Source organism: Treponema vincentii, from assembly GCF_018336815.1.
Lineage (GTDB): Bacteria > Spirochaetota > Spirochaetia > Treponematales > Treponemataceae > Treponema.
The window spans coordinates 2243264-2268643 of sequence record NZ_CP050497.1; the positions used below are offsets into that span (position 1 = coordinate 2243264).

Annotated in this window: 19 protein-coding genes; 10 read left to right on the forward strand and 9 right to left on the reverse strand. The window is 45.8% G+C overall.

What is annotated here, in order from left to right:
- Nucleotides 1–66: 66 nt before the first annotated feature.
- Both GWP40_RS10190 and pepT read left to right on the forward strand, forming a co-directional pair.
- A complete protein-coding gene (locus GWP40_RS10190; protein WP_212565253.1) occupies nt 67–1854 on the forward strand; it encodes a DEAD/DEAH box helicase in 1788 nt (595 codons plus the stop codon).
- A 160-nt stretch (nt 1855–2014) separates the two neighbouring features.
- The gene (gene pepT / locus GWP40_RS10195) at nt 2015–3223 is read left to right on the forward strand and encodes a peptidase T (protein ID WP_212565254.1); all 1209 of its coding nucleotides are present in this window, start codon (nt 2015–2017) and stop codon (nt 3221–3223) included.
- On the opposite strand, the gene grpE is transcribed toward pepT, so the two are convergent.
- Nucleotides 3172–3801, reverse strand: coding sequence for a nucleotide exchange factor GrpE (gene grpE / locus GWP40_RS10200; protein ID WP_330997226.1), 630 nt, complete (start codon nt 3799–3801; stop codon nt 3172–3174). The two genes, pepT and grpE, sit on opposite strands and share 52 nt — an antisense overlap.
- A gap of 350 nt (nt 3802–4151) precedes the next feature.
- Between grpE and GWP40_RS10205 the strand changes: the two genes are divergently transcribed.
- The 7 genes from GWP40_RS10205 to GWP40_RS10230 all read left to right on the forward strand — a co-directional run bounded on the left by GWP40_RS10205 (nt 4152) and on the right by GWP40_RS10230 (nt 12893).
- Complete coding sequence (locus tag GWP40_RS10205) at nt 4152–4889, forward strand: hypothetical protein (RefSeq protein ID WP_212565255.1); 738 nt, start codon at nt 4152–4154, stop codon at nt 4887–4889.
- On the forward strand, nt 4876–7764 hold the full coding sequence (locus GWP40_RS10210) for a right-handed parallel beta-helix repeat-containing protein (RefSeq protein ID WP_212565256.1): 2889 nt from the start codon (nt 4876–4878) through the stop codon (nt 7762–7764). Before GWP40_RS10205 ends, GWP40_RS10210 begins: the two co-directional genes overlap by 14 nt.
- Before the next feature lie 164 nt (nt 7765–7928).
- On the forward strand, nt 7929–9332 hold the full coding sequence (gene trkA, locus GWP40_RS10215; RefSeq protein ID WP_206182909.1) for a Trk system potassium transporter TrkA: 1404 nt from the start codon (nt 7929–7931) through the stop codon (nt 9330–9332).
- Nucleotides 9329–10132, forward strand: coding sequence for a TrkH family potassium uptake protein (locus GWP40_RS13440; protein ID WP_330997227.1), 804 nt, complete (start codon nt 9329–9331; stop codon nt 10130–10132). The genes trkA and GWP40_RS13440 overlap by 4 nt, the downstream gene beginning before the upstream one ends.
- Before the next feature lie 52 nt (nt 10133–10184).
- Nucleotides 10185–10772, forward strand: a complete 588-nt coding sequence (locus tag GWP40_RS13445; RefSeq protein ID WP_330997228.1) for a potassium transporter TrkG — start codon at nt 10185–10187, stop codon at nt 10770–10772.
- 472 nt (nt 10773–11244) lie between these two features.
- Nucleotides 11245–12024, forward strand: a complete 780-nt coding sequence (locus GWP40_RS10225) for an oxygen-binding di-iron domain-containing protein (RefSeq protein ID WP_212565257.1) — start codon at nt 11245–11247, stop codon at nt 12022–12024.
- Nucleotides 12025–12035: 11 nt separating this feature from the next.
- Complete coding sequence (locus GWP40_RS10230; protein WP_212565258.1) at nt 12036–12893, forward strand: methyl-accepting chemotaxis protein; 858 nt, start codon at nt 12036–12038, stop codon at nt 12891–12893.
- A 163-nt stretch (nt 12894–13056) separates the two neighbouring features.
- On the opposite strand, the gene GWP40_RS10235 is transcribed toward GWP40_RS10230, so the two are convergent.
- The 5 genes from GWP40_RS10235 to hisS form a co-directional block, all read right to left on the reverse strand.
- Nucleotides 13057–13704, reverse strand: a complete 648-nt coding sequence (locus GWP40_RS10235; protein WP_230974399.1) for a hypothetical protein — start codon at nt 13702–13704, stop codon at nt 13057–13059.
- 87 nt (nt 13705–13791) lie between these two features.
- Complete coding sequence (locus GWP40_RS10240; protein WP_212565259.1) at nt 13792–14463, reverse strand: tetratricopeptide repeat protein; 672 nt, start codon at nt 14461–14463, stop codon at nt 13792–13794.
- A gap of 12 nt (nt 14464–14475) precedes the next feature.
- Nucleotides 14476–15954: a sigma 54-interacting transcriptional regulator gene (locus tag GWP40_RS10245; RefSeq protein ID WP_212565260.1), complete on the reverse strand. Its 1479-nt coding sequence runs from the start codon at nt 15952–15954 to the stop codon at nt 14476–14478.
- Nucleotides 15955–15974: 20 nt separating this feature from the next.
- A complete protein-coding gene (gene rpsA, locus GWP40_RS10250; protein WP_212565261.1) occupies nt 15975–18380 on the reverse strand; it encodes a 30S ribosomal protein S1 in 2406 nt (801 codons plus the stop codon).
- Entirely contained in the window at nt 18377–19777 is a 1401-nt protein-coding gene (hisS, locus tag GWP40_RS10255; RefSeq protein WP_212565262.1) for a histidine--tRNA ligase, read from the reverse strand. The genes rpsA and hisS overlap by 4 nt, the downstream gene beginning before the upstream one ends.
- A 616-nt stretch (nt 19778–20393) precedes the next feature.
- Between hisS and GWP40_RS10260 the strand changes: the two genes are divergently transcribed.
- On the forward strand, nt 20394–22589 hold the full coding sequence (locus GWP40_RS10260; protein ID WP_212565263.1) for an immunoglobulin-like domain-containing protein: 2196 nt from the start codon (nt 20394–20396) through the stop codon (nt 22587–22589).
- A 172-nt stretch (nt 22590–22761) separates the two neighbouring features.
- Here GWP40_RS10260 and GWP40_RS10265 read toward each other — a convergent pair whose 3' ends face one another.
- The 3 genes from GWP40_RS10265 to GWP40_RS10275 all read right to left on the reverse strand — a co-directional run bounded on the left by GWP40_RS10265 (nt 22762) and on the right by GWP40_RS10275 (nt 25357).
- Nucleotides 22762–23817, reverse strand: coding sequence for a class I SAM-dependent methyltransferase (locus GWP40_RS10265; RefSeq protein ID WP_212565264.1), 1056 nt, complete (start codon nt 23815–23817; stop codon nt 22762–22764).
- A gap of 67 nt (nt 23818–23884) precedes the next feature.
- A complete protein-coding gene (locus GWP40_RS10270) occupies nt 23885–24532 on the reverse strand; it encodes a redox-sensing transcriptional repressor Rex (RefSeq protein WP_212565265.1) in 648 nt (215 codons plus the stop codon).
- Between the two features lie 114 nt (nt 24533–24646).
- Nucleotides 24647–25357, reverse strand: coding sequence for a hypothetical protein (locus tag GWP40_RS10275; RefSeq protein ID WP_212565266.1), 711 nt, complete (start codon nt 25355–25357; stop codon nt 24647–24649).
- Nucleotides 25358–25380: the final 23 nt, after the last annotated feature.

The following is a 25380-nucleotide window of genomic DNA, read 5'->3' on the forward strand; positions in this document are numbered from 1 at the left end:
TTATCGAGGTAAAAATCTTTTAATCCGCTATTCATGATTGCCCCTGTGTGCTATACTCATCGACAAATGAATTTTTCTAATTGTAATCTAGATTCTCATCTTTTACAGGGGCTTGAAGAAGCCGGTTATATTGAATGCACTCCGGTTCAAGAGCAGGTGTTTTCCGCAGGAATGGACGGTTCCGATCTTTATGTACAATCTCAAACAGGTACGGGAAAAACAGCTGCGTATCTGGTAACACTGATGCAACGGATGCTTGCTGCAGGAACCGAAGACCGCCGCCCCGCTTTGATTCTTGTTCCCACGCGGGAACTTGCCGTTCAAGTTGAAGAAGAAGCGCTTAAATTAGGTAAACATACGGGGATCCGTGCCGCGAGTTTTTACGGCGGCGTCGGATATCAACAGCAGGAAGAAGCGCTTAAAAACGGAGTAGACCTTATCATCGGTACCCCCGGCCGCGTTATCGATCTTGAAAAATCAAAAACCATGAAGCTGAAAAACGTCGGCTTTTTAGTCGTTGATGAAGCAGACCGTATGTTCGATATGGGCTTTTATCCCGATTTGCGCAGCCTCCTTTCGGTATTGTCTAAAGCGGAAGAGCGGCAAACGATGCTGTTCAGCGCGACCTTAAATACGTGGGTAAAAAACCTCGCGTGGGAATACACCATCGATGCAAAAGAAATCACCATCGATGCGGATAATGTGACGGTTGATGAAATCAATCAGAAGCTGTTCCACGTGGCTGCGGAGCAAAAAATGTCCCTGCTGCTCGGTATCTTGCGTAACGAAAAACCGGAGAATGCCATCATCTTCTGCAACACCAAAAAGACAACGGAGATTGTTGCAAAGCGGCTGCGCATTAACGGCTATGCGACGGAATTCCTCATCGGCGATTTGCCCCAACCGAAGCGGCTGCATATTATCGATTCGTTTAAGGCGGGTAAACTCAGCTGTTTGGTTGCAACCGATGTCGCGGCGCGGGGAATCGATATCAATGACCTCGCAATGGTTATCAACTACGACCTTCCAAATGAGGCAGAGAACTACGTACACCGAATCGGCAGAACGGCGCGGGCGGGAAAGACCGGCGCTGCGTACAGCCTCTGCTCGGAACAGGATGTGTACAACCTTCCCGATATCGAAAAGTATATAGAAGCAAAGATACCGGTTGTTATCCCCGGCGAAGAGGATTTTGAAAAAGACCGCAGCGCCGATCAGTATATACGGCTTGACCGCGACTCCTTTGACGAAGAACGATCCGGCGGACGGTTCGGACGCAAGCCGCGCCCCGGTGAAAAATCGAGGCGGGATGAGAAAGACTCCCGACGCAGCGCTAAAACAGCAAAACCTGCATCCCGGCTTGCCGATTCAAAGCGTAAAAAGAAAGGCGCGCAGGGAGAAGACAAAACCGATAGAAAATCTGCCGACTCACTCGGCGGCTTGAGCTTTGAAGAGCGGATGGCATACTACAAAAAACAGTACGGAAAAAAACTTGCCTCACAGGATAGCGCCACCCTTGCGGATACCAACGAGGGTACGGGAAACGCCAAAGAAAGCCGCAATGCTCAGCCTTCTGCCGACAAGAAAGGAAAGGCGGGAGCAACCGCAAACCGCGCTAAAAATCGGCAGGGGCAGCCTGAGAAAAAGCGGCGCAAGGGTGATAAATACGTTCCGTCTCAAACAGGCGATACACGGCAAGGAGCAAAGCAAAAGAGACGGCCTAACCAAGACCGAATGCCGGAACCGCGGAGCCGAACCGGAAAGGCGCCGGTACAGTCTTCGGCACAAACTCAGCCGGTAAAACAAAAAACGGGCATATTCGGTATGCTGAAAAAACTGTTTACCGGAAAGTAAGCGGCAAGGAATCAACAACCCCGACGCGAGCGTCGGGGTACAATGATCAATGTTTCGCATTGTATGTTCTATAAGGTGGTTGCAGTCGGCTTTAATACCCTTCGTTACGACGCAAGCGTCGGGGTATTAAACCCTCCGCACGAATAAGGAGGAATACGTTATGGATGCAGTAAAACGCTTTTTTAAATACATTGCAGTCGATACCAAATCGAATGAAGATAATCCCGAATGTCCCAGCACCAAGGGACAGCTTGAGCTTGGAAAGATGTTGGTGCAGGAATTGCACGAGCTGGGCGTAGCCGATGCCGAACAGGATGCGCACGGATATGTCTACGGAACAATCCCTGCCAACACCGATAAAAAAGCGCCGGTTATCGGATTTATTGCACACATGGATACCGCGCCCGACTTGGACGGAAAATGTGTCAACCCGCAGATTGTGCACTATAAAGGCGGCGATATTAAACTGAACGAAACCTATTCGCTGACGGTAAAGGAATTTCCGTTCCTCAACAAACTTATCGGCGAAGACATTATCACCACTGACGGCACCACGCTTTTGGGCGCGGATGATAAATCGGGCATCACCATCATCATGGGGATGATTGAATACCTCCGCGACAACCCGCAGGTGCATCACGGTACGATTAAAATCGGCTTTACCCCCGATGAGGAAATAGGCAGAGGTGCAGACCTCTTCGATGTAAAAAAATTCGGAGCGGATTTTGCGTATACCATCGACGGCGGAGAAATCGGCGAGCTGGAGTACGAAAACTTTAACGCCGCAAGCGCTAAAATCGAAATTCAGGGGAAAAACGTCCATCCGGGTACGGCAAAGAATATCATGATCAATTCGCTGCGGGTTGCCGGCGAGCTGGACGCTATGCTGCCGGTGGAACAAAAGCCCGAATATACGGAAGGGTATGAAGGTTTCTTTCTGCTTACTCACCTCAACGGCGCAGTGGATCACACTACTATGTCGTACATCATCCGCGACCATTCTACCGACAAATTTGAGCAAAAGAAAACGCTGCTGCGGAATGCCGTTGCTTTTTTGAACACAAAATACGGCGCCATCATCACGCTTTCCATTACAGACAGCTACTATAATATGCGCGGACAAATTGAACCGCATATCGAAATTATCGACCTTGCAAAGAAGTCTATGGAAGAGATCGGCATCACGCCGATTATCCACCCCATTCGCGGCGGGACGGACGGCGCACGGCTCTCGTTTATGGGACTCCCCTGCCCTAACATCTTTGCAGGCGGTTTTAACTTCCACGGCCGTTTTGAGTGCATCCCCGTAAGCTCCATCTATAAGGGGATCGATTTACTCATCCGTATTATCGAAAACGCCGTAGGATAGGGATACGCTTTTCCCTGCACTTCGTAATACTGCAGCCCGTACTTCGACTCAAGTAGCGAAGATAAGCCGTTCCGGATCATTACAACACCCTGCATAAAGGCAGCAGCGCTCTCTTCTCCGGCCTTTTTACCCGCTTCGATTGCGCGATCAAAGTCATCCAATATTAGCAAGAGGTCGGAAATCAAATTCGTGTTTGCGTAATCGATTGCCTCCTGCTTTTCCCTTATCATGCGCTTACGGTAGTTATCGAAATCCGCAGCCTTGCGCAGATATTGATCCTGCAATTCCTTGCACTTTGCTTCCAAAGATGCGAGCTTTTCGGCAGCAGACGGCTCCGGCTTTGCCTCTTTCGATGCTTCCGTATTCGGAGCAGTTTGTCCGGCCGCCGTGTTTCCATGCTCTTGATTGCCGGTTTGCTGCTCTGGCCCCGCATGCTGTTCGGCATTTTTCGTGCTGTTGCCGTGCGGGTTTGCATCTGCAGCTTTTTTACCGGCTTCGGCGTCCGTGTTCATACCGTTCTGCTCTGTCGGCTGAGCTTCGCACTCCGGCTCATGCCTTTTTCCGTGTTTTTTTGTCATTCCTTTCCTCAAATTATCCGGCACTTTATCTGCCTGTCGGCCGAATTGCCGTTTTATTCTTTATTTGACAGATAGAAAATACTAACGGAATCGCAAATGGTCAAGAAAAAATAATTGACAGGGTAAACGTATCAGGTTGTTTTTCATATCCGCCACGGATGGCGGTGATGCTATACAGCAGCGAGATTTGTGTAATTTACCTTTAATCGGTATTATGATAGTATTCGGCTAAGATGGATGGAGCAGTGTAAGTGTCGCGTTAGTAAATCTCATCGCGACCTGTAAAACAGGAACTGTGGATACAGTACCTACTCTACTGAGCTTAATATGAAAAGAAGGAGGTTTCTCCTATGCGTAAACTTCTTATTTTTTTGGCAGCCATCGTTTTATGTGCCGGATGTGAAAATTATCAGGCCGATATTGACACCTATTTAAGTTATTGGTCAACACAGGCTGCAATTGTCCAGTCTGGCTTTGATCCTGCAATCACGGTACGAACCGATAAAGACACAATACAGAGTATTCCTTCATCAAGTAATGTAACGGTAATATTTACCGTTCGTAATCCTAAAAAAATTAGTTTTAAATTGCCGGGACAGCCTACTTCTCCCGCCGATATTGTCGTTTTTCCCACAGACGTTGCAGGCACAACGACAAGCAGCCCAAAACAACCCGATGATTATGAACTGACACAGGATTCATACAGTCAATTAACGCTCACATATAAAAAGGAATTTTTACAAAAACATGAATACGGCAAAAAGAATATCGGATCGACGATTACGCTGTATGCTAAAGACGGGAGAAAATTTCCAGAAACATTTAAGCTCAATGTAAAAGCAAATACCCCTCCGCCCAATCTTATCTATCGAGCAATCGGTAAAACCGCTACAGCCGATGTAAACGGCAAGCATTACTATGTGTTGTTCCTTGAAGTGTCGGGTATGGATACGGAGATAAACGGATCGGACCTTCTGCATAAAGATATTACACAGCTTTCTATCGCTGTCGATACCGTTAACGGTAAAGGCAGACAAAAGCGGATTCGATATCAACGGCGCATGCGGGCGGTTGTTGGAATACAGTAATGCAGCAGCTTTAGAGCTTGTAGATGTTGAATCAGGAGTAACGCCCGATATATTACCGGCTTCAACTGAAAAATGGATTCTTTGCGTAAAAACGGATGTCGAAGTTCGCGGCGCGGTAAAGCAGTACCGGTTTCGACTGCAAGATGAGGCTGGGCTGTTTTCCGAAGATGAATTACGTGTTTCGACCAGTATCAATAAAGTCAGTCCGGTACATATAGATGTTCAGACCGGCAATTGGATAACAACAATGAAGAGCGGAAGTGAAGCCGATCCGCATGAAATAGTATATCAACCCGGTACGGGAAAGGTATTACTGCGAGTGTCAACGGCTACAACCGGAGCTACGGTATATTATAAATTGGAACGCAACAGTTCGATTGTAAGCAAAAGCTCCGGACAAACACCTCAAACGATAGAATTACCTGCCGTTCCCGATGCCGTATATAAGCTTACGGTATGGGCGGAAAAAGAGGGTTTTGAGAATAGTCCGGAAGAAGTGGTATGCTATAAAACAAAACGCAGTAACGGACTGGAAATAAGCGCGGGACCGAATGCTTGGGGACAGCTAAAAGCTGCCGTTGCAGCGGCCGAAGATGGAGACATTTTTTGGGTCGACGGCAGTATACAAGCAACCAATGCTGACGGTAACAGCGGCGCAATAGAAGTTACTAAAAGCATTACGATAAAAGGCAAGAGCGGTAATGCGAATATCGATATGCTCGATGCAAATAAGAGCGGGCTCGGTGCAAGCGTTCACCGCATATTTAAGGTAAACTCCGGCACGCTTACACTGGAAAATCTTACCCTTAAAAACGGGAAAGCCGCGGGGGGAGGAGAAGCCGGAAACGGCGGCGCAATGCTGATAGAAAGCGGCGGAACCTTAACAATGACCGGCTGTGTCGTACAGGAATGTACAGCAGCAGCCAACGGCGGTGGCATATTGAATAAAGGTATACTCACAATGAATCACGGCCGCATTGAATCTAATGAAGCAAATGCAGGCGGTGGTATTTACAACACGGGAACGCTGACAATACATACCGGCAGCATTTCTGCGAATACGGCAACAAACAACGGCGGCGGTATCTTCTTATATGAAGGAGCTTGTACGCTTAACGGTACCAAAATACAAGAAAACACTATAGGAAGCAGCGGAAAAGGTTCGGGCATATATCTGCATCAGCCTAATGGTGCTGCACTTACTATAACAGGCACAACGCAGATCGGAAGTAGAACGGATACAAACACCCTATGTCTTGGAGCCCAGACGTCGCAAGGTGCTTTTGTAACGGCAAAAAACTTTTTGACAGGTTTCTATATCAATATTGAGCCGCAGGACTATGATGCTCAAAAGAATACAACCTTGGTAAAGCTACCTAATGGGTATGCTGCTCTATATAACTATTGTTTCCATTTAACAGAGGCGGGTTCACTGGCGGAGGGCTGGGTATTAATTTCGAACGACGATGATAAAGAGCTTGTATTGAAAAAAGGAACGGCGATAAGCGGCGGCGGCGCCTATGATTGGGAGAGTCTCAAAAAGGCAATAACTGAGGCGGAGGCAGGTGATACGATTGTTGTAGATGGTGAAATTACAGCTAGTACTCTTTCCGGTAACTATGGCCAGATTTCTGTAACCGAGAGCATCACCATACGCGGTAATAAAGGTCGTACATACGATATTCTCGACGCAAATAAGGAAGAACTCGGTTCAAATGCACACCGTATCTTTAATGTAATGGGTTCCGATACAAAGCTTACGCTCGAAAATATCACTCTTCAAAACGGCAAGACTGCGGGTACAGGCGACAATGGTATGGGCGGCGGTATCTACTGTAAGAGTATTAAAGAGCTAACGATAAAGGGCTGCGTTATTATGGACTGCGAGGCAGATATAGAAGGCGGTGGAATATGTGTAGCTGCATCGGGCAGTGTCAACACGGAAGCTGTTATAACTGAGACAAGTATTTCGGGAAATACAGCCAAAAACGGTGGCGGTGTAGCAGTAAAAGGTGCAAAGCTTATGATAGAGCCGGACTGTACGATTGGCGGCGAACAGGACTATAACGGAACGGATCCCAGTAAAGCAAAAGGCAACAAAACGATAACCGGTGGAAAGGGCGGCGGTATCTACGTGGGTAAAAAGGCTGAGTGTACGATTAAAGCAGGAGTTACTATCCGGCATAATACGGCCGATGCCGGTGGCTATCTTCTGACAGGAGGAGGAGGAATATATGTCGGCGATCCGGATTCTGAGGTTGAGGCTAACATGGGAAGACTGACTGTAATAGGAACCATTGATAAGCCCGTTGTTATTAGTGACAACACAGTCAATGGTAATTACGGTCCATGCGGCGGTATCTACAGTAAAGGGAAAGTTACATTGGAATATGCAAAACTTGAAAATAACAAGGCGCCGAACAATGGGCAAGGCGGCGGTATCTATATCAACGATAAAGCTAGCACTTGCATATTAGATAATACTGAAATTACCGGATGCGAAGCGACAAGCAGCGGTGGTGGCGTATGTATTTCTACTAATAGAGCCATTACATTAAAGGGAAGTACCAAAATCACCCCTTCGAGCGGTATGGATGAGGATGAAAAAGGAAAAAACGATGTCTTTTTAACGCCTTATTCATATATTTATATTGATGGCATCTTAGACGCTCCGACTCCTCTTGCACGTATCTCAATGGAAGATGCTAACTATCTGTCTTATACGAATCCGAACCACCCTGTATTGAAGGGTAATATAACAGGCGGTACCCCTGAAAACTATAAAAAGTTCACGGTAACGCCGGGGGGCTCACCTGTTAAAAATTGGTACATCGACTCCGACGGCGAACTGACGACAACTCAGCCGTCCCCCTAACCATACCTATGCACTAGAGGGAAGGAGACGAGCAGGGAAAGTTGAAAAGGGAGTAAATCACAGGGAATAGGAAAACCCATTTATAATTATGAATTATGAATGGGAGCATTCCCCATCAATGTGCCCCTGTCCATCCCGATGCTTTTGTGTTAGTATGGCTGGCAATGACTGTCATTATTATTGGCGCAGGCGTAACCGGGGTTGAGCTTGCCCGAAGATTAATCGCAAAAAAACACAATGTAGTTCTTATCGAACAAAATCAAGAAACCGCCCGCCATGCCGCCAACCGTTTGGACTGTATCGTAACGGAAGCGAGCGGTAACGATCCGAAAGTTTTGACTGAAGCGGCAATCCAACGGGCAGATGCGCTGGTTACCCTTACGGACAGTGACGAACTGAATATGATTATCTGCGGTGTTGCAGAATCTCTTGCCCCCAAGGTGCTGAAAATTGCCCGCGTAAGAAACGAAAACTATGTCGCGTCGCTGAATACCGGAAAAGACCGTACATTGGGTATCGATTTTTTGGTGCATCCCGACCAAGAAGCGGCGCTTGCCATCATCAATGCGGTTGAGCATGGCGCTGTCAGTGATATTATCGCCTTTGAAAATTCTCCGTATCAGCTCACCTGTTTTACCATCGGTGCAGGAAGCAAGCTTGACGGAGTTACACTGCAAAATATTCGCACTGTTGCTATCGATAGTCCTTTCGTCGTCGTTGCCGTAGAGGATGAGAATAAGACCGTTATTCCTTCAGGCGGGACAGTGCTTCATGCCGGCATGAGAATCTCAATTCTAACGCTGCCGAATTATATCGAGCGGTTTTATGCGCTTGCGGGATTCACGGTAAAACCTATCAAAAAGATTGCACTGGTCGGTATCGGGAAGGTTGGCAAGCGGGTTGCAGCGAGCCTTATCGAAAAGCATTCGTTTGGTATGTTCAAACGTCTGTTCGGACTCCGTTCAAAGCCTCGCTGGGAAGTTGCCATTATCGATAAAGACAGCGCCCTTGCAAAACAAGCCGCGGCGGAGTATCCCGAAGCGCGCATCTACAGCGGAGATGTTACCGATGAGGCATTTATAGAAGAGATTGCGCTTAATTCCTTCGATCTCGTTATCAATGCAACGCAAAATTATGAATTGAACATGATTACTTCCGCGTATCTTAAAACACTCGGCATCCCCAAAACCATTGCGCTTGTGCAAAGCTCCGTGATGTCAAACGTGGCATATAAAATCGGTGTGGATGTTGCAATTCCGTTAAAGGACGTTACGGTTGACGTTATTATGAGCCATCTGGGCGGTAAACACCTTACCCGTATCCATACGATGGGCGCGGGCGAGCTCGAGATAGTCGAAGTCATTATTTCCGATCAGTCGGAAGCGGTAGAGAAAAGCCTGAAAGATATTGCAATGCCCGGCGTGTTCCTTATACTGCTCATTACGAACGAAACAGGCTGCCGTATCCCCGATGGTAATACCGTCCTTGAAGCGGATGATAAACTCGCCATTATCGTACAAGTTGCACAAAGCGACGAAGTTATTAAGTATTTTGCCGGTAAAAAATGAAATTTCTCCAATGTTTAACTATTATCTTTATGATTCTTTCGATTGTTGCCGGGAGTTTTTTGATTCCGGTCGCAGTCGCTGTCTACCTGCATGAATGGAATATGCTGTCGGCATTTTTCATACCGATGGCAATTTTGTGGGCAATAACACTCCTCTTATTTATGAGAACCAAACGACAGCCGATTCAGCTTACCGTACGCGAAGGAATCCTTTTGGTAAGCGCCGCATGGCTCGGCGCGGGCTTATTGGGTGCGGTTCCGTTCATGCTGTCGGGATTTGTGCCGCACTTTAGCGATGCGTTTTTTGAATCGGTTTCCGGATTTACGACCACCGGCGCAAGCGCCTTACAGAATATCGAAAGCTATCCGATGGCGCTGCGGGTATGGCGTACGCAAATGCACTGGCTTGGAGGTATGGGAATTGTTGCGTTAACCGTGGCGTTGTTCCCGTTGCTCGGCGTCGGCGGTTTTCAGCTGATAAAAAGTGAGACAAGCGGCCCGGACAAGGGAAAAGTAACGGCAAAGATTACGCATACGGCAAAAGCGCTCTGGTTTATTTACTTGGGGATGACGGTCTTGCAAATTATCCTCTTGTGTATTGCAGGAATGCCGTTTTTAGAAGCAATGTGCCACAGTTTTTCTACGCTTGGAACCGGCGGGTTTTCAACGCAAAATACCAGTATCGGGTATTATAACTCGGCAGCTATTGAAATTATCTGTACAGTGTTCATGTTTTTTGGCGGGCGTGAATTTCAGCCTCTACTTTCACCTTTTTACCGGAAAACCCGAAGAATTTTTTAGAAATTCCGAATTGCGGGCGTATATCCGTATCGCTTTTTGTGCAGGAGTCGGTGTGGCGTTAGTGCTTGTGCCGATTTACGGCATAGCAGCCGCTTTTCGTCACAGCTTTTTTCATGTTGCGTCGATTATGACAACCACCGGATTTTCTACGGTGAATTACTGCGCATGGCCTGCGTTTGCCCAAGCGCTCCTCTTTTTACTGATGTTTGTCGGCGGGTGTTCCGGTTCAACGGCAGGCGGTATCAAAGTTATTCGCTGGGTTATTTTACGTAAGCAGGCCTTGAACGAAATGCAGCGACTTTTGCATCCGCACGGCGTGTTTAGCATCCAACTGAATCGCCGTCCGGGACGGAAAGACGTGGTATACAGCGTTGCAGGTTTTATATTTGTCTATTTTGTGTGTCTGTTGGTAACATTTTTAGCGGCAGCCTTGACCGGCGCAGACATCCTTACCGGCATAGCAGCTGCGCTTACGTTGGTCGGCAATATCGGCGCTGCATTCGGAAGAATCGGCAGCGGTGGAGATTTTTCATTCTTTCCGCATTGGGCAAAGGTTCTGTTTTCTTTTTCTATGTTGGCAGGCCGCTTGGAGCTTTATACCATCGTTATCTTGTGCGTACCCGCCTTTTGGCGCCGGTAAACAGCTAAACAAGCCGGCAGGCTTCCGGTTTTAAAAAGTACGGAGAGATTGAAATAGTATCGTCTTACGGGGACTAAGATTCTCGCTATTTGTCAGCATCTTTTAAAAGGACACAGAGCAAACGCATTAGATTTCTTGGTGCATTGCCCGCAGAATACAGAGGCTGTTCAACCAGAGTTGAATCGCTCTGCGATTCAAATGGTCTCACAGCCTTTGTATTCTGCGATATTGCTTCTATTCATCTGATGCGTTTGCCTCTTTTAGAATAAAGTGCGTGAAATTTTGGATAAAATTTCACGCAGAAGGAAGGAAATGCATCAGACGTTTTTATACCCCCACAGAATAATAGAGGCTGTTCAGCCTTTTCTTTTTGAAATTAGGAATCATCCGCGGCTTGTCTATTATCGAATTTATGGATATACTACCCGTGTATGTTAAATGCAGTCTTTAAATGCGAGGTAGTAGAAAAATAATGATATCTGATACAAATGCACGTGTGCAAGGCAAGATTCTTTACGAGGATGAAAATCATAAGTTTATCTGGCTGGGCGGTGAAACAAAATACCGGAAAGGGGCCGTACAGACCATGCAGTATCTAATCATCGATAACGGCCGTGGGATTTTACTGGATCCGGGCGGGGTACATCTTTTTTCTCAGGTAGTAACTGCTGTCAGTAGATTTATATCGGTAGATAAAATCGACATTATCTTTTTTTCTCATCAAGACCCTGACGTTTCTTCGGGTATCGCCCTGTGGCTGGGTATTACGCAGGCACAGATTTATATTTCGTCCCTTTGGCTCCGTTTTATGCCTCATTTCGGTATTGTGGATGTTTCGCGTATGACCGGTATCCCCGATAAGGGTATGAGCATTTCCTTGACTTCCGGCAATAAGCTACGATGTGTGCCTTCCCACTTTATGCATTCGCCGGGGCACTTTTCACTTTTTGACGAATGTTCTCGTATTTTGTTCAGCGGTGATATCGGCGCTGCCGTATTTGAAAAAGAGGAAGATGAAACACTTTTTATCGATGACTTTCAAAAGCATATCCCGTTGATTGAAGGCTTTCATGTCAGGTATATGGCTGCTAATAAGGTTGTTAAGCGCTGGGTTGAAGTAGTACGGCTATTGAACCCTTCTATTATTGCGCCGCAACACGGAGCCGTTTATACTGATGATAAGGTAGAGCTTTTCTTAAATTGGCTTTCGAATCTGCAATGCGGTATTGATTATCTTGATCGATTATTTTAAGGAACAGTTCTATGGTAGATGAACAGGCAGCCATTGAAAATTTCTCCGATTTAGTAGATAAAATTGTTGTTAAATACAATAAAGGCGTCGTATTAGACTATGTAACGCAGCATTCGTTTCAAATTATCAAAAGTTCAATGGAACAGCTGGAAGAACGATTTGAAACTATTATTTCAATATTTGAAGAAATTCAAAAAGAGAGTAGCTCTTCTGCTACGAATGCAATTCGTGTCGACGATTTGTTGGATGCGGCGCTCGGCGGAAGAAAAGTGCTGCAAAAAGAAATTCATAATCGACTTGATGAAATTGATGAAGCGGCAACCACGGCACAAACAACAGCAGCCTCATTCGAAACGCTCAAAGAACATACCGGCGAAGTTAAAGCGATGGTTTCCGATATTCAAGATATTTCGATAAAAACCGGTATTCTGGCTATTAATGCTTCAATTGAAGCCGCTCATGCAGGTAAGGCTGGCGACGGTTTTAGAATTATCGCCAATGAGGTACGAAATCTTTCAACCCAAACCGGCACCTTTGCGAAAATGATTGAGACAAAAATGGCTGAATTGCAGTCATCGGTAAACGATATCAATAATAATATGTCGCTTTTTATTTCGCTGTTTTCAAAGTTTCAAAAATCTTTTACCGGTATTCTTGCCAATTATGATAAAAATTCGGAAACCTTAGATGCGGCAGGCTGTTCGTTGGCGGAAATATCTTCTTCGATTAAAGAACAAGATACCAGTATCCACGAAGGTTTTAACTCGCTGAAAGCGATCAATGAGTTCTTAAAAGAAACGAGCACTATATTGGAAGTGGTACAAACCAGTCATCGACATTTGGGTTCATTATTACAGAAAAAAGAATAGCCGAAAGAATTTCCGCTTCATTTTTCAAAAATTCTATTTTTGCAGATAGAAGAGTAACAGGGTTTGAAACGACAGCCCCCCCGCGACAATGTCTCCATTTGTGTTCCGAACTTTTCAATATATGTCTGCTCAAATATCATCGCTTGGTTTTCTGCAAGTGTTATTAGGTTTTCTTTATGAGAATATATCCTAGATATCCCAATTCACTGTGAAGTGTACTAAACGTTGTTGTATATCCATAGCTGGCGGCATAAAAGTTCACACACCAGTATTCTTCTGTTCCGCCCGATACGGACGCCGGTTGTACATCGTTATCGCCTACAGCGATATTGTCTTTCTTAAAGGTACGTTTAGTAGGAGATATTCTGTCATCCCTCTGTGGAATTCCCTTTGAAACTGAGTTTACGATAAGCTGAGCCGGATCGGTAACAGGTGTACCGTAGTCTTGTAAACGGAAGCGGACAGAAGCATCGGAAGGATATGTTGTAATTAACGGGCGGGTAGAGATTTGATTTGTCATTAAGCGATAGTATTTTTTTGTATTTTCCAAATACTCTACTGCTGTAAACGGGTTGTCACTATTATACCGGTCGATTTGGCTTCTATCATTTTCGCAGTCATTCTTCCGTTCATAAATACGATAGTAAATTTCGGTTCCCTTAATATATCCTGCTGCTCCCGTTGCATTTGCAGTATCAGCGGTATTGAATTCACAATACCGCTGACTTAAATCTTCAAGATTACTGGGATCATGCTCTGAACGCTGCGGTTTTTCAAGATAGATTAAATTCGGAATACCGCAGGTTGTCATAAACAGGCTGCAGAGACAACAAAAAAGAAAAGTATATCGCTGGTATAAAAGTTGCAACAGCCGCATCACCCCCAACAGTATTTTCCTCTATTGAATGGAAAGAGCAATAATCCGCGATTTTGCAAGCAATGCCCAATCGTTATCGGGATACAACTCCGTAAGTTTTGTATATGCTTCAATTGCTTTATCCGAATGAGCGAGGCTTTCTTCAAGTCGCCCAATGTTAAACAATGCCCGCGGTTTAAGCGGAAAGTCGTCATAAGAGCCTGACAAGGTATACAGTTCCAACGCTTTATCGTGTTGCTGTAATTCGTCGGCACAGGCTGCCGCATTAAAATAAGCGATACCGGCAGTATAAGATTTTTGCTGCGCCTCTCCTGCCTTTTGGTAAAAGGTGAGCGCTTTTTCCCAATCCTTGCGGAGTACATAGATTTCGCCGAGCGTTGTATAGGCTCTAAATGCAGCATAGCTACGACCGTTTGCTGCAGCTTGCTTTTCAAGTTTTTCGGCAAGCGCATCTTCCTTAGCTGTCATATCTTCGGCGTTTTTATTTCGTAAATCCATCCATTCGGAGATTATTGTCTCCGTTTCTATAGATGCTTTTTTTGCTGCGCGTGCAGTGAGCGATGATGCAATCAAAGCGATTGCGACAACAGCACAAATTGCTCCCAGTATAATGACGATCGGTTTCCGATGCCGAGTTAAAAATTGCCCACAGCGTTCTGAAAAAGAAAGCGTTTGATCATTTTGTTCTGCCATATATGTCTCCCGTTAATTTTTTATGTTTAGTTCTTTCATCAACCGTGAAAGATATGTCCTTTGAATTTTCAGTATCGAAGCCGCCGCGGTTTGATTTCCGCCGGTTTTCTCCAGTACTGTTCGGATATATGTCCGTTTAAATACGTCCGTTGCGGTTTTAAGACCGTCAATTTCTCCGGTCAACACCGCTGTAGCAGAGCGGGGAAATAAATATTCAGCGGTAACGAGCGGCGGATATCCGTTTAAGCATCCGTATTCGACGCTGTTTTTTAGTTCCCGTATATTCTCCTTCCATTCCGCTTGCTGCAATGCCTCGTGAGCATCTGCCGAAAAACCGGTAAACGGTTTCCGCATTTCCTGTGCTGCCTGACGCAAAAAAAACTGCGCAAGCGCTTCAATGTCTTCTTTGCGCTGCCGTAACGGCGGTATATACAGCGGCAGTACATTTAATTTGCCGTACAGCTCCGATAGGAAGTCTCCTTCGCGGGTTAAGCGTTCGATGTCGCGGGATGTTGAGGCTATTAACCGTATGTTTCCGCCGCTTTGCTCAAGCTGTAAAATCTTGTCCAAAAGCCTCTTTTGCAGTGAAAGCGGAATGACCGCCGCCTCATCAAGGAACAAGGTACCGCCTTCGGCTTGTTTAAAACAGCTTTCATCTGAGCCATCGATAACGGCCGTATCATCCGCAGCAGCGCCGAATAAGCGGTGGGCAAGCAACTGGTCTGACGGCTCAGTACAATTCACACGAATAAAGGGATGATCTGCACGGCAGCTGTGAATATGCAGCTGCTTTGCAACTGACGCTTTTCCTACTCCATTTTCACCTATAATAAGTATCGGTATATCGGACGATGCAAGCTGCTTACAGAGCTCAAATTTCTCTCGCATTACCGGACTGGACGCTATAAAAGGCTTTTTTTCCGTTGCGTATTCTGTTATTTGCTCCCTGTGTTTTACAGCATCCGCATAGAAACGGTATGCACACGAAGTACGGTAAACCGGTGCGGCATATCCCGCTACAAGGCTCAATAACGAAAGGTCGGATTCTAAAAAATTTCCTCCGTCTCTTTTATTCACTGCTTCAAGAACACCGATACGAGTATCCTCTATACACAGCGGTACTGCGATAAATCCCGACGCCGCATAGGGAGTTCCATCCATACCGTTGGATGTAAAGCGACTTTCTGCATCGGGGGTATTCATTCTTAACGGTTCGTTTTGTCGTAACACCCATGCCGCTGCTGCCGGTAATTCTTTTTTTGCGTCAAAGCAATAAAAAGTATCATCACATATATACGCAACCGTTTGAGCTTTTTGTAACGTTTCGTCCGTTAAAAAAAGAGAAGCAGCGGTACTGCCCACTGCTTGCATACTCGAACGGAGAATAATTTCGAGCAATACATCCCCCGAAGCCGAAGCGCCATCGGTGAACAAGGGAGTATTGATGAGAGCAGCTATTTTTTCGGGTAAAATATGACCTAAAATATACATACGCTGCTCTCACAGCAAAACTATTCCGATGCTTTATTCTTCATGAGATCACCCAACGTAAAGGCACCCTCGCCGTCTTCCTGTTTTGTAGACATATAGCGGGAAAGCTCTTCCTGTTGGAGACGTTTCTTATAGTCGCGTATTGAAAAAGCCGTTTTCTTATCCTTAACGTTGACATCAAGAACAGCCGCCTTTACCTTATCGCCGACAGCATATTTCTTTAATACTTCGTCGGGATTATCTTCGCGGTTTTCTACGAGGTTTTGCTTGTGGATAAGACCTTCGATGCCGCCGGGAACTTTTACGAATATTCCAAAGTCGGTTACCGAAGTAACTTCACCTTCAACGAGTGAGCCGGGCTTATATGCTTCCGCGAAGGTCTTCCACGGATCATCGCTTAATTGCTTTACGCCGAGGCGGACTCGGTGCTCTGCCGGATTGCATTCGATAACGATGACTTCAAGTGTTTGACCTGCTTCAAGTTCGCTGTTCGGATGGCGTACCCGTTTTGTCCACGAAAGATCGTCAACATGCAAGAAGCCGTCGATTCCTTCTTCAAGCTCGATAAATGCACCGGCATTGGTCAGTTTAACTACTTTACGGGTTAAGCGGGTGCCGACGGGATAGCGTTCGTCGATATTATCCCACGGATTTGCCGTTACCTGTTTTAAGCCGAGCGAAACACGCCCTGCCTGAATATCATAGCCGAGGATCATACATTCGACTTCATCGCCGATTTTAACCATATCGCTCGGTTTGCTCACCTTTTTCACCCAGCTGAATTCGCTGATGTGTACAAGACCTTCGATACCTTCGGATAATTCTACAAAGGCGCCGAAGTCGGTAATCTTTGTAACATGACCCTTTACGATATCGTTCACTTGGAATTTATCTTCAAATTCAAGCCACGGATCGGGAGTAAAATGCTTTAATGAAAGATTGATGCGCTTTTCGGCCGGATCAAGTCTGATAACTTTCAAATCGATTTCTTGACCTTTTTTCACAAAATCTTTCGGTCGGGTAACATGTCCCCAGCTCATATCATTGATATGGAGCAAGCCGTCGAAGCCGCCGAGATCGATAAAAGCGCCGAAGCTGGTAAAACTTTTTACCGTTCCTTTTACAACGTCACCGATGTTGGTATTTTCAAAAAACGCTTCACGGTTTTTTTCCAGCGTATCTTCAAGATATTTTCTTCTATTAACTACAATATTGTCTCTGTTTCCCTTGCGGTCAAAGACCATCTTTTCAATATAGAAAGTTCCCTTTTCGCCTAACAGGGATTCAGGTTTATCCACTTTCTGCGCGGCAGCCTGACTGATCGGCAGGAATGCAATCATATTTGCGCCAAGCTCAACATCGTATCCGCTTTTGTTCACAAGCTTCTTGATGACGCCCGTTACCGGAGTTTTATCCCGGTACGCATTTTGTAGTTTCTTGCGTAAAACGGTTCGGTCTGCTTTCTGCTTGGAAATAATCAGCTTACCGTCCGTTGCTTCGGTTTTTTCGATATATACCTGTACGGTATCACCGATCTGAGGCTCTTCGGTAAATTCTTCGCGTGCAACACGCCCTTCCGATTTACCGCCAACGTCAATAAAAACCGAATCATCGGTTATCGCAATAATACGGCCTTCTTTTAATGTTCCGACTTCAGGAGATTCAAAATTTAAATACTCCTCTGGTAATTGTGTTTGGATGCTCTGATCGGAATTTATAACCGCATCCATTGCCACTTCCTTTTGTTCCATAAATAACCCTTTATCGTGTATTTTGTCTTTTATTTTCTCACAAACCTGCATTATCGTCAAGTCCGATGTATCCAAATAGAAAGCATCTTGCGCAATTTTTAAACTGCCCTCTTTTTTATTCCGGTCGATAGCATCCCGCTCTTCAATGCTTTTCCGTATTTCGGCTTCCGAGAGATTGCTGGTGCCTTGCCCAAAGCGGCGCCGTGCGCGTGCCTCTGCGGAAGCGTCGAGGTACACCTTGCATTCGGCATCGGGGAATACCACGGTGGTCATATCCCTGCCTTCGCAGACGATGTTCAATTTTGCTGCAGCGGCTCGAATCTTTTCGTTGATGAGATGCCGAATGGGAACAATCGCAGAGAGAGCTGCGACAACTGATTCCACAGCATCGCTGCGGAGATATGCTTCCACGCAGCGACCGTCTAAATACATTCCGTCCCGCTTATATTCAAGTGATACGGTTTTTGCAAAGTCCGTCCACTTTGTTTCATTTCCCAAATCCGGTTTTTCCGCGCCGGTGCCGCTTTCATCCCCACCTAATGAACGAAGCACTGCGAGGGTGAGCGCACGGTAAAAGCTGCCGGTGTTCATAAAGGTAAAGCCGAAATCAGCTGCAAGCATCTTTGCAACGGTGCTTTTTCCCGAGCCTGCAGGACCGTCTATCGCAATAATCATTTTTTACCGCCTTTCAAAGATGCCGAAACATCTTTCAATAATAGCTTGGTTTCCGTTCTGCTCGGCAGGTGTTTCAGACGCACCGGCATTTCGGCACAGTTCTGCGATACCGGAGAAACAGTGGCTCCGCTTGACAGGCAATTCTCACAGGCGCTGTCAGGCAACTTGACCTCGCCGGTGCTTTCGGAAGTAGATTCAATAAAAAGCCCCCATTCGATGCCTTTCTTTTCTGCATAGCCGTATTGCTGCTGTATTTTCTTAGGTTCGGGGAACACTTCTACGCGGCATCCGTATTGTTCCAGATACCTCGCCGCGGCGCTATTCCGGCGGATGGAGTTGCCTTTCTCGTAAAACACGATTGCATCGATAAAACCGGCTGCTTTGGAGCCGATGCCGAGCTGCTCCAATCCTGCGAGGAGACGGTCGAGCCCGATCGAAGCGCCGACCCCGCTCACCGTATCCTTCATATAAAGCCCCGTTAGATTGTCGTAGCGGCCGCCGGAGCAAACAGAGCCGAGCTGCGGAAGGTCGGTTAAAAAGGTTTCGTACACAATGCCGGTGTAATAATCAAGACCGCGTGTAATGGAGGGGTCAAGCACAAAGCTTTCCGCAATGCCCGCATCGCAGAGGAGCTGATATACGTCCCGCAGCCGGACGGTATCGGTGGCGGCGCCTCCTGCAAGCGCTTCTATGTGCGCAAGGATTGTTTCAAAATCGGCGCTTGCCGGACAGCCGCTGCTGTATTGTACGATCTTTTCAGCCTTTTCCGCTCCGGCAATTTCCGCGAGTTGTTCGATCACTGCTTCTTTGCCGATTTTTGCTAGCTTGTCGACAATGCGGAGAATGTCTTCGCTTTTATCCTTTAACTCCAGTCTGTCCAAAAACCGGTTGAAGATGCCGCGGTGCGAAATATGAATACGGAAGTTTGTTACGCCGAGCGCTCTAAGGGCGTTATACATGACTTTCAAAATTTCAAAATCGGTATAGGCACAGTCCGACCCGACACTGTCAAAATCACATTGGATAAACTCGCGGTAACGCCCCGCCTGCGGTTTTTCGCCGCGCCAGACTTTTGCAATATGATATCGTTTAAATGGAAAATATAATTCGTTATAGTGCTCCGCAATAAAGCGGGCAAAGGGAACGGTCAAGTCAAAACGGAGCGCAATGTCTCGTCCGCCGTTATCGTTAAAACGGAATACTTGCTTTTCGGTTTCTCCGTTGCTTTTGCGCAACAGCACTTCCGAATATTCCAAAGCAGGGGTGTCGATGGGCACAAACCCCGCATTTCTAAATACATTGGTAACGGTTTCAATTAAAAGAGAGCGCTGTATTTCGTCGCGCGGTAAAAAATCTCTAAATCCTTTAAGAACTTTCGGTTGTATCAATTCACTCATTTTTTCAGTATAGCGAAACTTTACGGTTAATACTACCCGCTATCATTGTAACTTCATTGATTTAGACAAAAATTAGTTTCTCCGGTAAATCGCAAGAGTGTCCTTGTATTCTCTCCTCTTTGCGTCTATAATAGCACCATGCAAAGCCGAATTGTAGGATTATCTCGTTATCACTTTTCTCGGAAAAGCCGCAAAGCACTTGACACGTGCAAAATTTCCGGCACAATTCAGCACTCAGCACTCAGCACTCAGCACTCAGCACTCAGCACTCAGCACTCAGCACTCAGCACTCAGCATAATGTAGCATCCGATAACTTTCTCACTCAAAAGCGGATAGACCTTCCGCTGTATTCTACGCCGCTTCCCTGTGCGCTCAAAAAACATACTTCTGCAAAAAACAATTCCATATACCAGCGCTCGTTTACCGTTTTTTCAAGCGGCGACCGGCTGCAATGCCGTCATTTTTCCGCACTATCCCTATTTGCTCATAGCAAGAGCTTGGTCGGCAGATTTTCAAGAGTACCTCATAATGAAGTATGGGGCTGTCCAAAAACTAACCGCTTTTTGAGGCATCCCCATCGTCCGTATATAAAATTATCAAAATAAGGAAAATCCTATGAATCATGATGATGCAAAGAAATGTGTACGTCCTTTTATGAGGATGTTCTCTATCTGTATTGCGCTCATTGCAGCGGTAATGATTTTCGGTTGTAATCAGAATGTCGGCAACGAAAGCAAAACGCCGGTTGTGCAGTACAAAGTAACACTCGAAAAGACCGCCGGGGGTAATGTAACGGTAACACCTGCCATGCCTGACAGCGGCATGGTAGATAAGAACACTGAGCTTACCTTTACCGCAACGACAGCCTCCGGCTATGAGGTAGAAACATGGACAGTTTCTCCAAACACTGCGCTAAAAACAGGCGGTACTGCAGGAAGTTTAAGCGCAACAGTAACAATTACCACAGATACAACGGTGAAAGTAACCTTCAAACATTCAGAAACACTGCCGCCCAAGCACACCGTAACGTTTGACGTAGACGGCGGGAACGGCAGGCTGAGCGCAACGCTTGACGGGGCAGCCTTTACCGGCAACAAAGTGGAACAAGGGAAAACCGTTGAATTTACCGCATCGCCTTTTTTCGACTATACCGTTGATAGGTGGAGCATCGACGGCGACGTCTTTGAAAAAGGTACCGGCGCTGCAGGAAGCCGAACAGCAAGAGTAAAAATTACCGCTGACATAACGGTAAAAGTGAAGTTTAAACCTACCATAACGGATCAAGAAAAGGTTGAGAAAGCAGCAGAGAGTTTAAAACTCTATTTTCCAAATGGCGATACTGCAGATAGCATAACTTCTAATCAGCTAAATCTTCCGCTGCATGGACTGCACCGCACTCAGATCAGCTGGGAGTCAAGCAATGAAGCCATAATCAAAGTACAGGAAGGTTCCATTACCCGCCCCGAAGAGGACACTCCGGTAACATTGACGGCAACCATTACAAGCGGCGCCGTTTGCGCACCAAAGTCTTTCCCCGTCACCGTGCGCGGAACAAATCAAGAAGCGGTAAGCCGTGCCGCAGAACGAGTGATAAAACAGATTTCTCCAGTGGTGACGAAAGATATGTCCTCTATTACGCTACCCATTAAAGAAACGGTTTCTATTGAGAAGAGCGCCAATTCTTTTATTGAAGTTGAGGTTGATATCGAATGGAAAGCAGAACCGACAGACATTATCGCAGTTCCGGCTGGTACGGTTAAACCGCATGAAACGGAAACAAAGACAGTAACATTGACTGCAACCGCAAAAAAAGGAAGAGTCCAAGCCACAAAAACCGTTACGGTAACCGTCTATCCTAAAAACAACGAGCCAAATATTCAGGATGTTTTAAACGACATTGTCAACACGCTACCGACTGCAATAGATACCGATATTTCGCTGCCTCAGTCTCCTGCCGGGTATAAACTTACATGGGTATCTCCTAACGACAGCATACTAAAGATTTCCGAAAATAGCGGACATATTGAGACATGGGATTTGGTTTACCGGACGCTAGAATTAACTGCAACACTGAAAAAAAACGGTGGCAGTAAAACGGCAGAGCAAAAGAAGACGGTTACAATAAATGCTCGGAAGAGATTTACAATAGGTAATGACGGCGGAACTTATGAATTTGAAGGCGATAAGCTGACATTGCGTCATAGTAACGGTGAACCTGCTGCCGTATACCACGTGAACATTGATGGCAATGCCAAAACTATAACGGCAACACTTGAACGTCTGAGTTATCAAAATAATAACCTTATAACACCTGAAGAAGTTGCGAAACTTGTTTTCACAGAAAAAGAGACAATGCCTAATATGTGGCTGCCCATCCTTGAATTACAGCAAAAAGATTTAGTTACGTTGAAAGATATCCAAGCTATCCACCGGCAATTTGTCCCAGGGTCCATTACAAATAAAGATATATTTGAGGTCTTTGTTAAACTTCCGCTTTCTTCAGATATGTCTTATAAAGATATGTCTTATGAAGAGTTTTTGAAAAAAGCTCCGAAAGAACAGAGTGAATTGATTAAGAAAGCATTAAAATTAGGGCAAAATAGCATATACAAAGAGCTGGGGTTACCCGAAAACACTCCGCTTACAGAATTTATAGCAGAACTAAAATCATCCATAAAAAAGGATGTAGATGCTTGCCTTAAAAGAGCCAAAGAAGCGCATACATATCAGTATCGCATTGAAAGAGATAAACTTACCGTTTCTGAGAAGTCTTCCGGAAAGCCTATCCCATTCTTATGGGAGAAATTTTAATACCGCGCAAGGCTGTCCAAAAAAACTCGATACTATATAGAACCACTGACATCCTGTCAGAGACGCGATGGGGATGTCTCAAAAGTTGGTTACTTTTTCGACATCCCCTCGCAGTCAAAACTATACACGGATGTATAGTTTTGACGATGCGCCGTAGACGGTATGGATATTTTCAAAAGGTTGTACTACGGTTTATCTTCCAAAGGCGATGAATCCTTTTATTGCGAAAATCTTCCGGTATCGACTGTGCGCTGATGTCCCGCACGGTAAAGAGCGTATTATGATAAACAAACTTATTCTCTCCCGTACTGCCGAGTTGATTATCCGAAAGCGCCGCTGTGTTAAAACGCAGTGTTCGTGAATTGGTCGAAAAGTATAAAACGCCGTCCGCCGACAATACCTTACAGCAGCTGCGGATTAAATCCTGCCAATGCCGGTTCACATCGAAGAATTGAGGCGCCCGCTTTGAATTGGAAAATGTCGGCGGGTCGCAGATGATAATATCCCAGCGCTCTTTCCGTTTTGCGGACTGCTCCAGAAAGAGGCGGACATCGCTTTGCACAAACCGACAGCGCTCAGAATCAGCGACGCCGTTCAGCTGAGCATTTTCTGCCGCCCATTGCAAATAGTTTTTCGACAAGTCAACCGAACAAACCCGCCGCGCTCCGTTTACCAGCGCATGAACGGAAAAAGAAGCAGTATAGCAGAAGAGATTCAGCACCGACTTACCGGCGGCGCTTTCGGCAATTGCAAGCCGAGCCGGTCGATGATCAAGGAACAAACCGGTATCGAGGTAATCGGATAGATTGACCAAGAACCGGCACTTACCTTCCCGCATAATGATCCGCTTGCCGCTGTCGGCAATCTTTTCATATTGAGCTTCACCTCGCTGCCGCTTCCGGCATTTTTCGTATACTTGCGCTGCAGGAATTTGCAAAGCATCGCATACCGCTTCCGTCAACTCCGAAAGAGAAGCGGTCGTTTTCCCTTCTTTATTGCTATCATTATTATACGGAGACCGTTCATATTCGGTAAGCACAGCGAACAACGCTCCGGTTGTATCTTCAATATAGAGATCGACGGCAACGGGAATTTCGGGGATGTCTTTATCATACAGCCGATAGGCAAAGATGCCCAATCGCCGTGCATATTTTTTTAAATGTTTATATCGTTTTACAAGGCGGTTATAAAAAAGCGCCGCCTGTCGAGAATATTCGGAAGGATTCATAGCGGTTTTACTACGAGGATTTAACACTTGTATTTCTTAAAGCCCCGTATTTAGAATAAGGCGATTGTTATTCGCTCGCCTGCTGAATACGGGTATTCATCATAACGCCTAAAAGCGCATAGCCTGAGGTAAGATCTTCCCGCTGAACGAGCACGTGATCAGGCACTTTAATTTTTACATTTGTAAAATTCCAGATTGCATCAATTCCCGCTGCTACCAGTTGGTCGGCAATATCTTGTGCACTGGGCGACGGCGCTGTCAAAATTGCCAACGCAGGATGCAAAGCGTTAATCTGTTCCGCCAATTCATTCATTGCGAAAATCGGAATACCATGAATTTTTTTGCCGATCTTTTTTTTGTCACTATCGAAAGCCGCGCAAATTTCTAATCCGTGGTCTCTAAATCCCTGATATCCGGTAAGCGCGGTTCCAAGGTTCCCCGCTCCGATAAGAATGGCCCTTTGCAACGTATCCCAACGGAGAAAATGTTCGATAGCGGCAATGAGTTCATCAACCGGATAGCCCTTTTTCGGCTTACCGATAATACCGGTAATAGCCAAATCCTTACGCACTTGAATGGGCTCAAGGTGCAACTCTTCAGCAATAACGGTACCGGAAATATACGGAAATCCATCCGCTTGAGCTTGTTTTACTATATGTAAATAGGACGGCAATCTTCTGATTGACGGCACTGCAGGTATCTTTAACTTTTTCATTCGAATCACCTTACTTATCAAAACTCAAGGATTATTAAGCTTCTAACCCTCTAACGTATTTTTTTATGATATAAGTAAAATAATGAAAGGTCAAGCAGTAATAATAATTGCGTTTCAGAAGACTTCGTAGGGAATAACTTCCTTAACATACAAATAGACGGTCAGTTCAGCCGTGAACTTTCCGCCCGAAACATAAAGCCGCGGGTTATCTTTTATCAGCATTTCTCCGCTGACGGACTTGGGCTTGTTTTTAATATTTTTTCTTAGATACCCCCGAACGGCGGCAAGCGCCGCGTCCCGATAAGCCTGCCGCACTCCGTCTATTTCCATCTTGCGAGCTGCCTTGCCGGAACCTTTAGCAGTAACATAATTGATGCGTATCCACTCCGTTCTGTGTAAAGCGATTGCATCGGTAACGCGGTATTCCGCCCAACAGTATAGATATGGGTATTGCGGGCGAAGCTCCGTAACGGATAAGCGGGTGTCATTCGAAGGGATGGTCTGGAGCGACGTTAATTCAAACTCTTCCGCAACACGTCTCCGTTTATCGAACGGCGTATAAGAAAACCGCCAGCCGTAAGTCATCCCTTCCATTACCGTTTTTGATAATTCGATAAGCGCTTGCCGAGGAGGCAGCCGCGTGCCCTGTGTGTCGTTATCCATGACGCCCGGCTGAGATTCAAGGAAAACCCATACCGGTGCACGGATAATAAGAGCGTCGCTTGTTCCCGAACCGGAATAGCTGTCAGCATATAAGAAAGAAGCGGCGCAGAGCAAAAAGGAAAAAAAAGATATCTTATGGAATATCGCGGTTTTGAATATCATAACAAGCTTGATAATTTCCTCAT

What these genes read in the sequence shown, in the direction of transcription:
- trkA (WP_206182909.1), top strand. Translation starts at nt 7,929, where the DNA reads ATGACTGTCATTATTATTGGCGCAGGCGTAACCGGGGTTGAGCTTGCC.
- GWP40_RS13440 (WP_330997227.1), top strand. Translation starts at nt 9,329, where the DNA reads ATGAAATTTCTCCAATGTTTAACTATTATCTTTATGATTCTTTCGATT.
- GWP40_RS10270 (WP_212565265.1), bottom strand. Translation starts at nt 24,532, where the DNA reads ATGAAAAAGTTAAAGATACCTGCAGTGCCGTCAATCAGAAGATTGCCG.
- GWP40_RS10245 (WP_212565260.1), bottom strand. Translation starts at nt 15,954, where the DNA reads ATGTATATTTTAGGTCATATTTTACCCGAAAAAATAGCTGCTCTCATC.
- pepT (WP_212565254.1), top strand. Translation starts at nt 2,015, where the DNA reads ATGGATGCAGTAAAACGCTTTTTTAAATACATTGCAGTCGATACCAAA.
- GWP40_RS10235 (WP_230974399.1), bottom strand. Translation starts at nt 13,704, where the DNA reads ATGACAACCTGCGGTATTCCGAATTTAATCTATCTTGAAAAACCGCAG.
- GWP40_RS10275 (WP_212565266.1), bottom strand. Translation starts at nt 25,357, where the DNA reads ATGATATTCAAAACCGCGATATTCCATAAGATATCTTTTTTTTCCTTT.
- rpsA (WP_212565261.1), bottom strand. Translation starts at nt 18,380, where the DNA reads ATGATTATTGCGATAGACGGTCCTGCAGGCTCGGGAAAAAGCACCGTT.
- GWP40_RS10205 (WP_212565255.1), top strand. Translation starts at nt 4,152, where the DNA reads ATGCGTAAACTTCTTATTTTTTTGGCAGCCATCGTTTTATGTGCCGGA.
- GWP40_RS10230 (WP_212565258.1), top strand. Translation starts at nt 12,036, where the DNA reads ATGGTAGATGAACAGGCAGCCATTGAAAATTTCTCCGATTTAGTAGAT.
- GWP40_RS10225 (WP_212565257.1), top strand. Translation starts at nt 11,245, where the DNA reads ATGATATCTGATACAAATGCACGTGTGCAAGGCAAGATTCTTTACGAG.
- GWP40_RS10190 (WP_212565253.1), top strand. Translation starts at nt 67, where the DNA reads ATGAATTTTTCTAATTGTAATCTAGATTCTCATCTTTTACAGGGGCTT.
- GWP40_RS10240 (WP_212565259.1), bottom strand. Translation starts at nt 14,463, where the DNA reads ATGGCAGAACAAAATGATCAAACGCTTTCTTTTTCAGAACGCTGTGGG.
- grpE (WP_330997226.1), bottom strand. Translation starts at nt 3,801, where the DNA reads ATGACAAAAAAACACGGAAAAAGGCATGAGCCGGAGTGCGAAGCTCAG.
- GWP40_RS10260 (WP_212565263.1), top strand. Translation starts at nt 20,394, where the DNA reads ATGAATCATGATGATGCAAAGAAATGTGTACGTCCTTTTATGAGGATG.
- hisS (WP_212565262.1), bottom strand. Translation starts at nt 19,777, where the DNA reads ATGAGTGAATTGATACAACCGAAAGTTCTTAAAGGATTTAGAGATTTT.
- GWP40_RS10265 (WP_212565264.1), bottom strand. Translation starts at nt 23,817, where the DNA reads ATGAATCCTTCCGAATATTCTCGACAGGCGGCGCTTTTTTATAACCGC.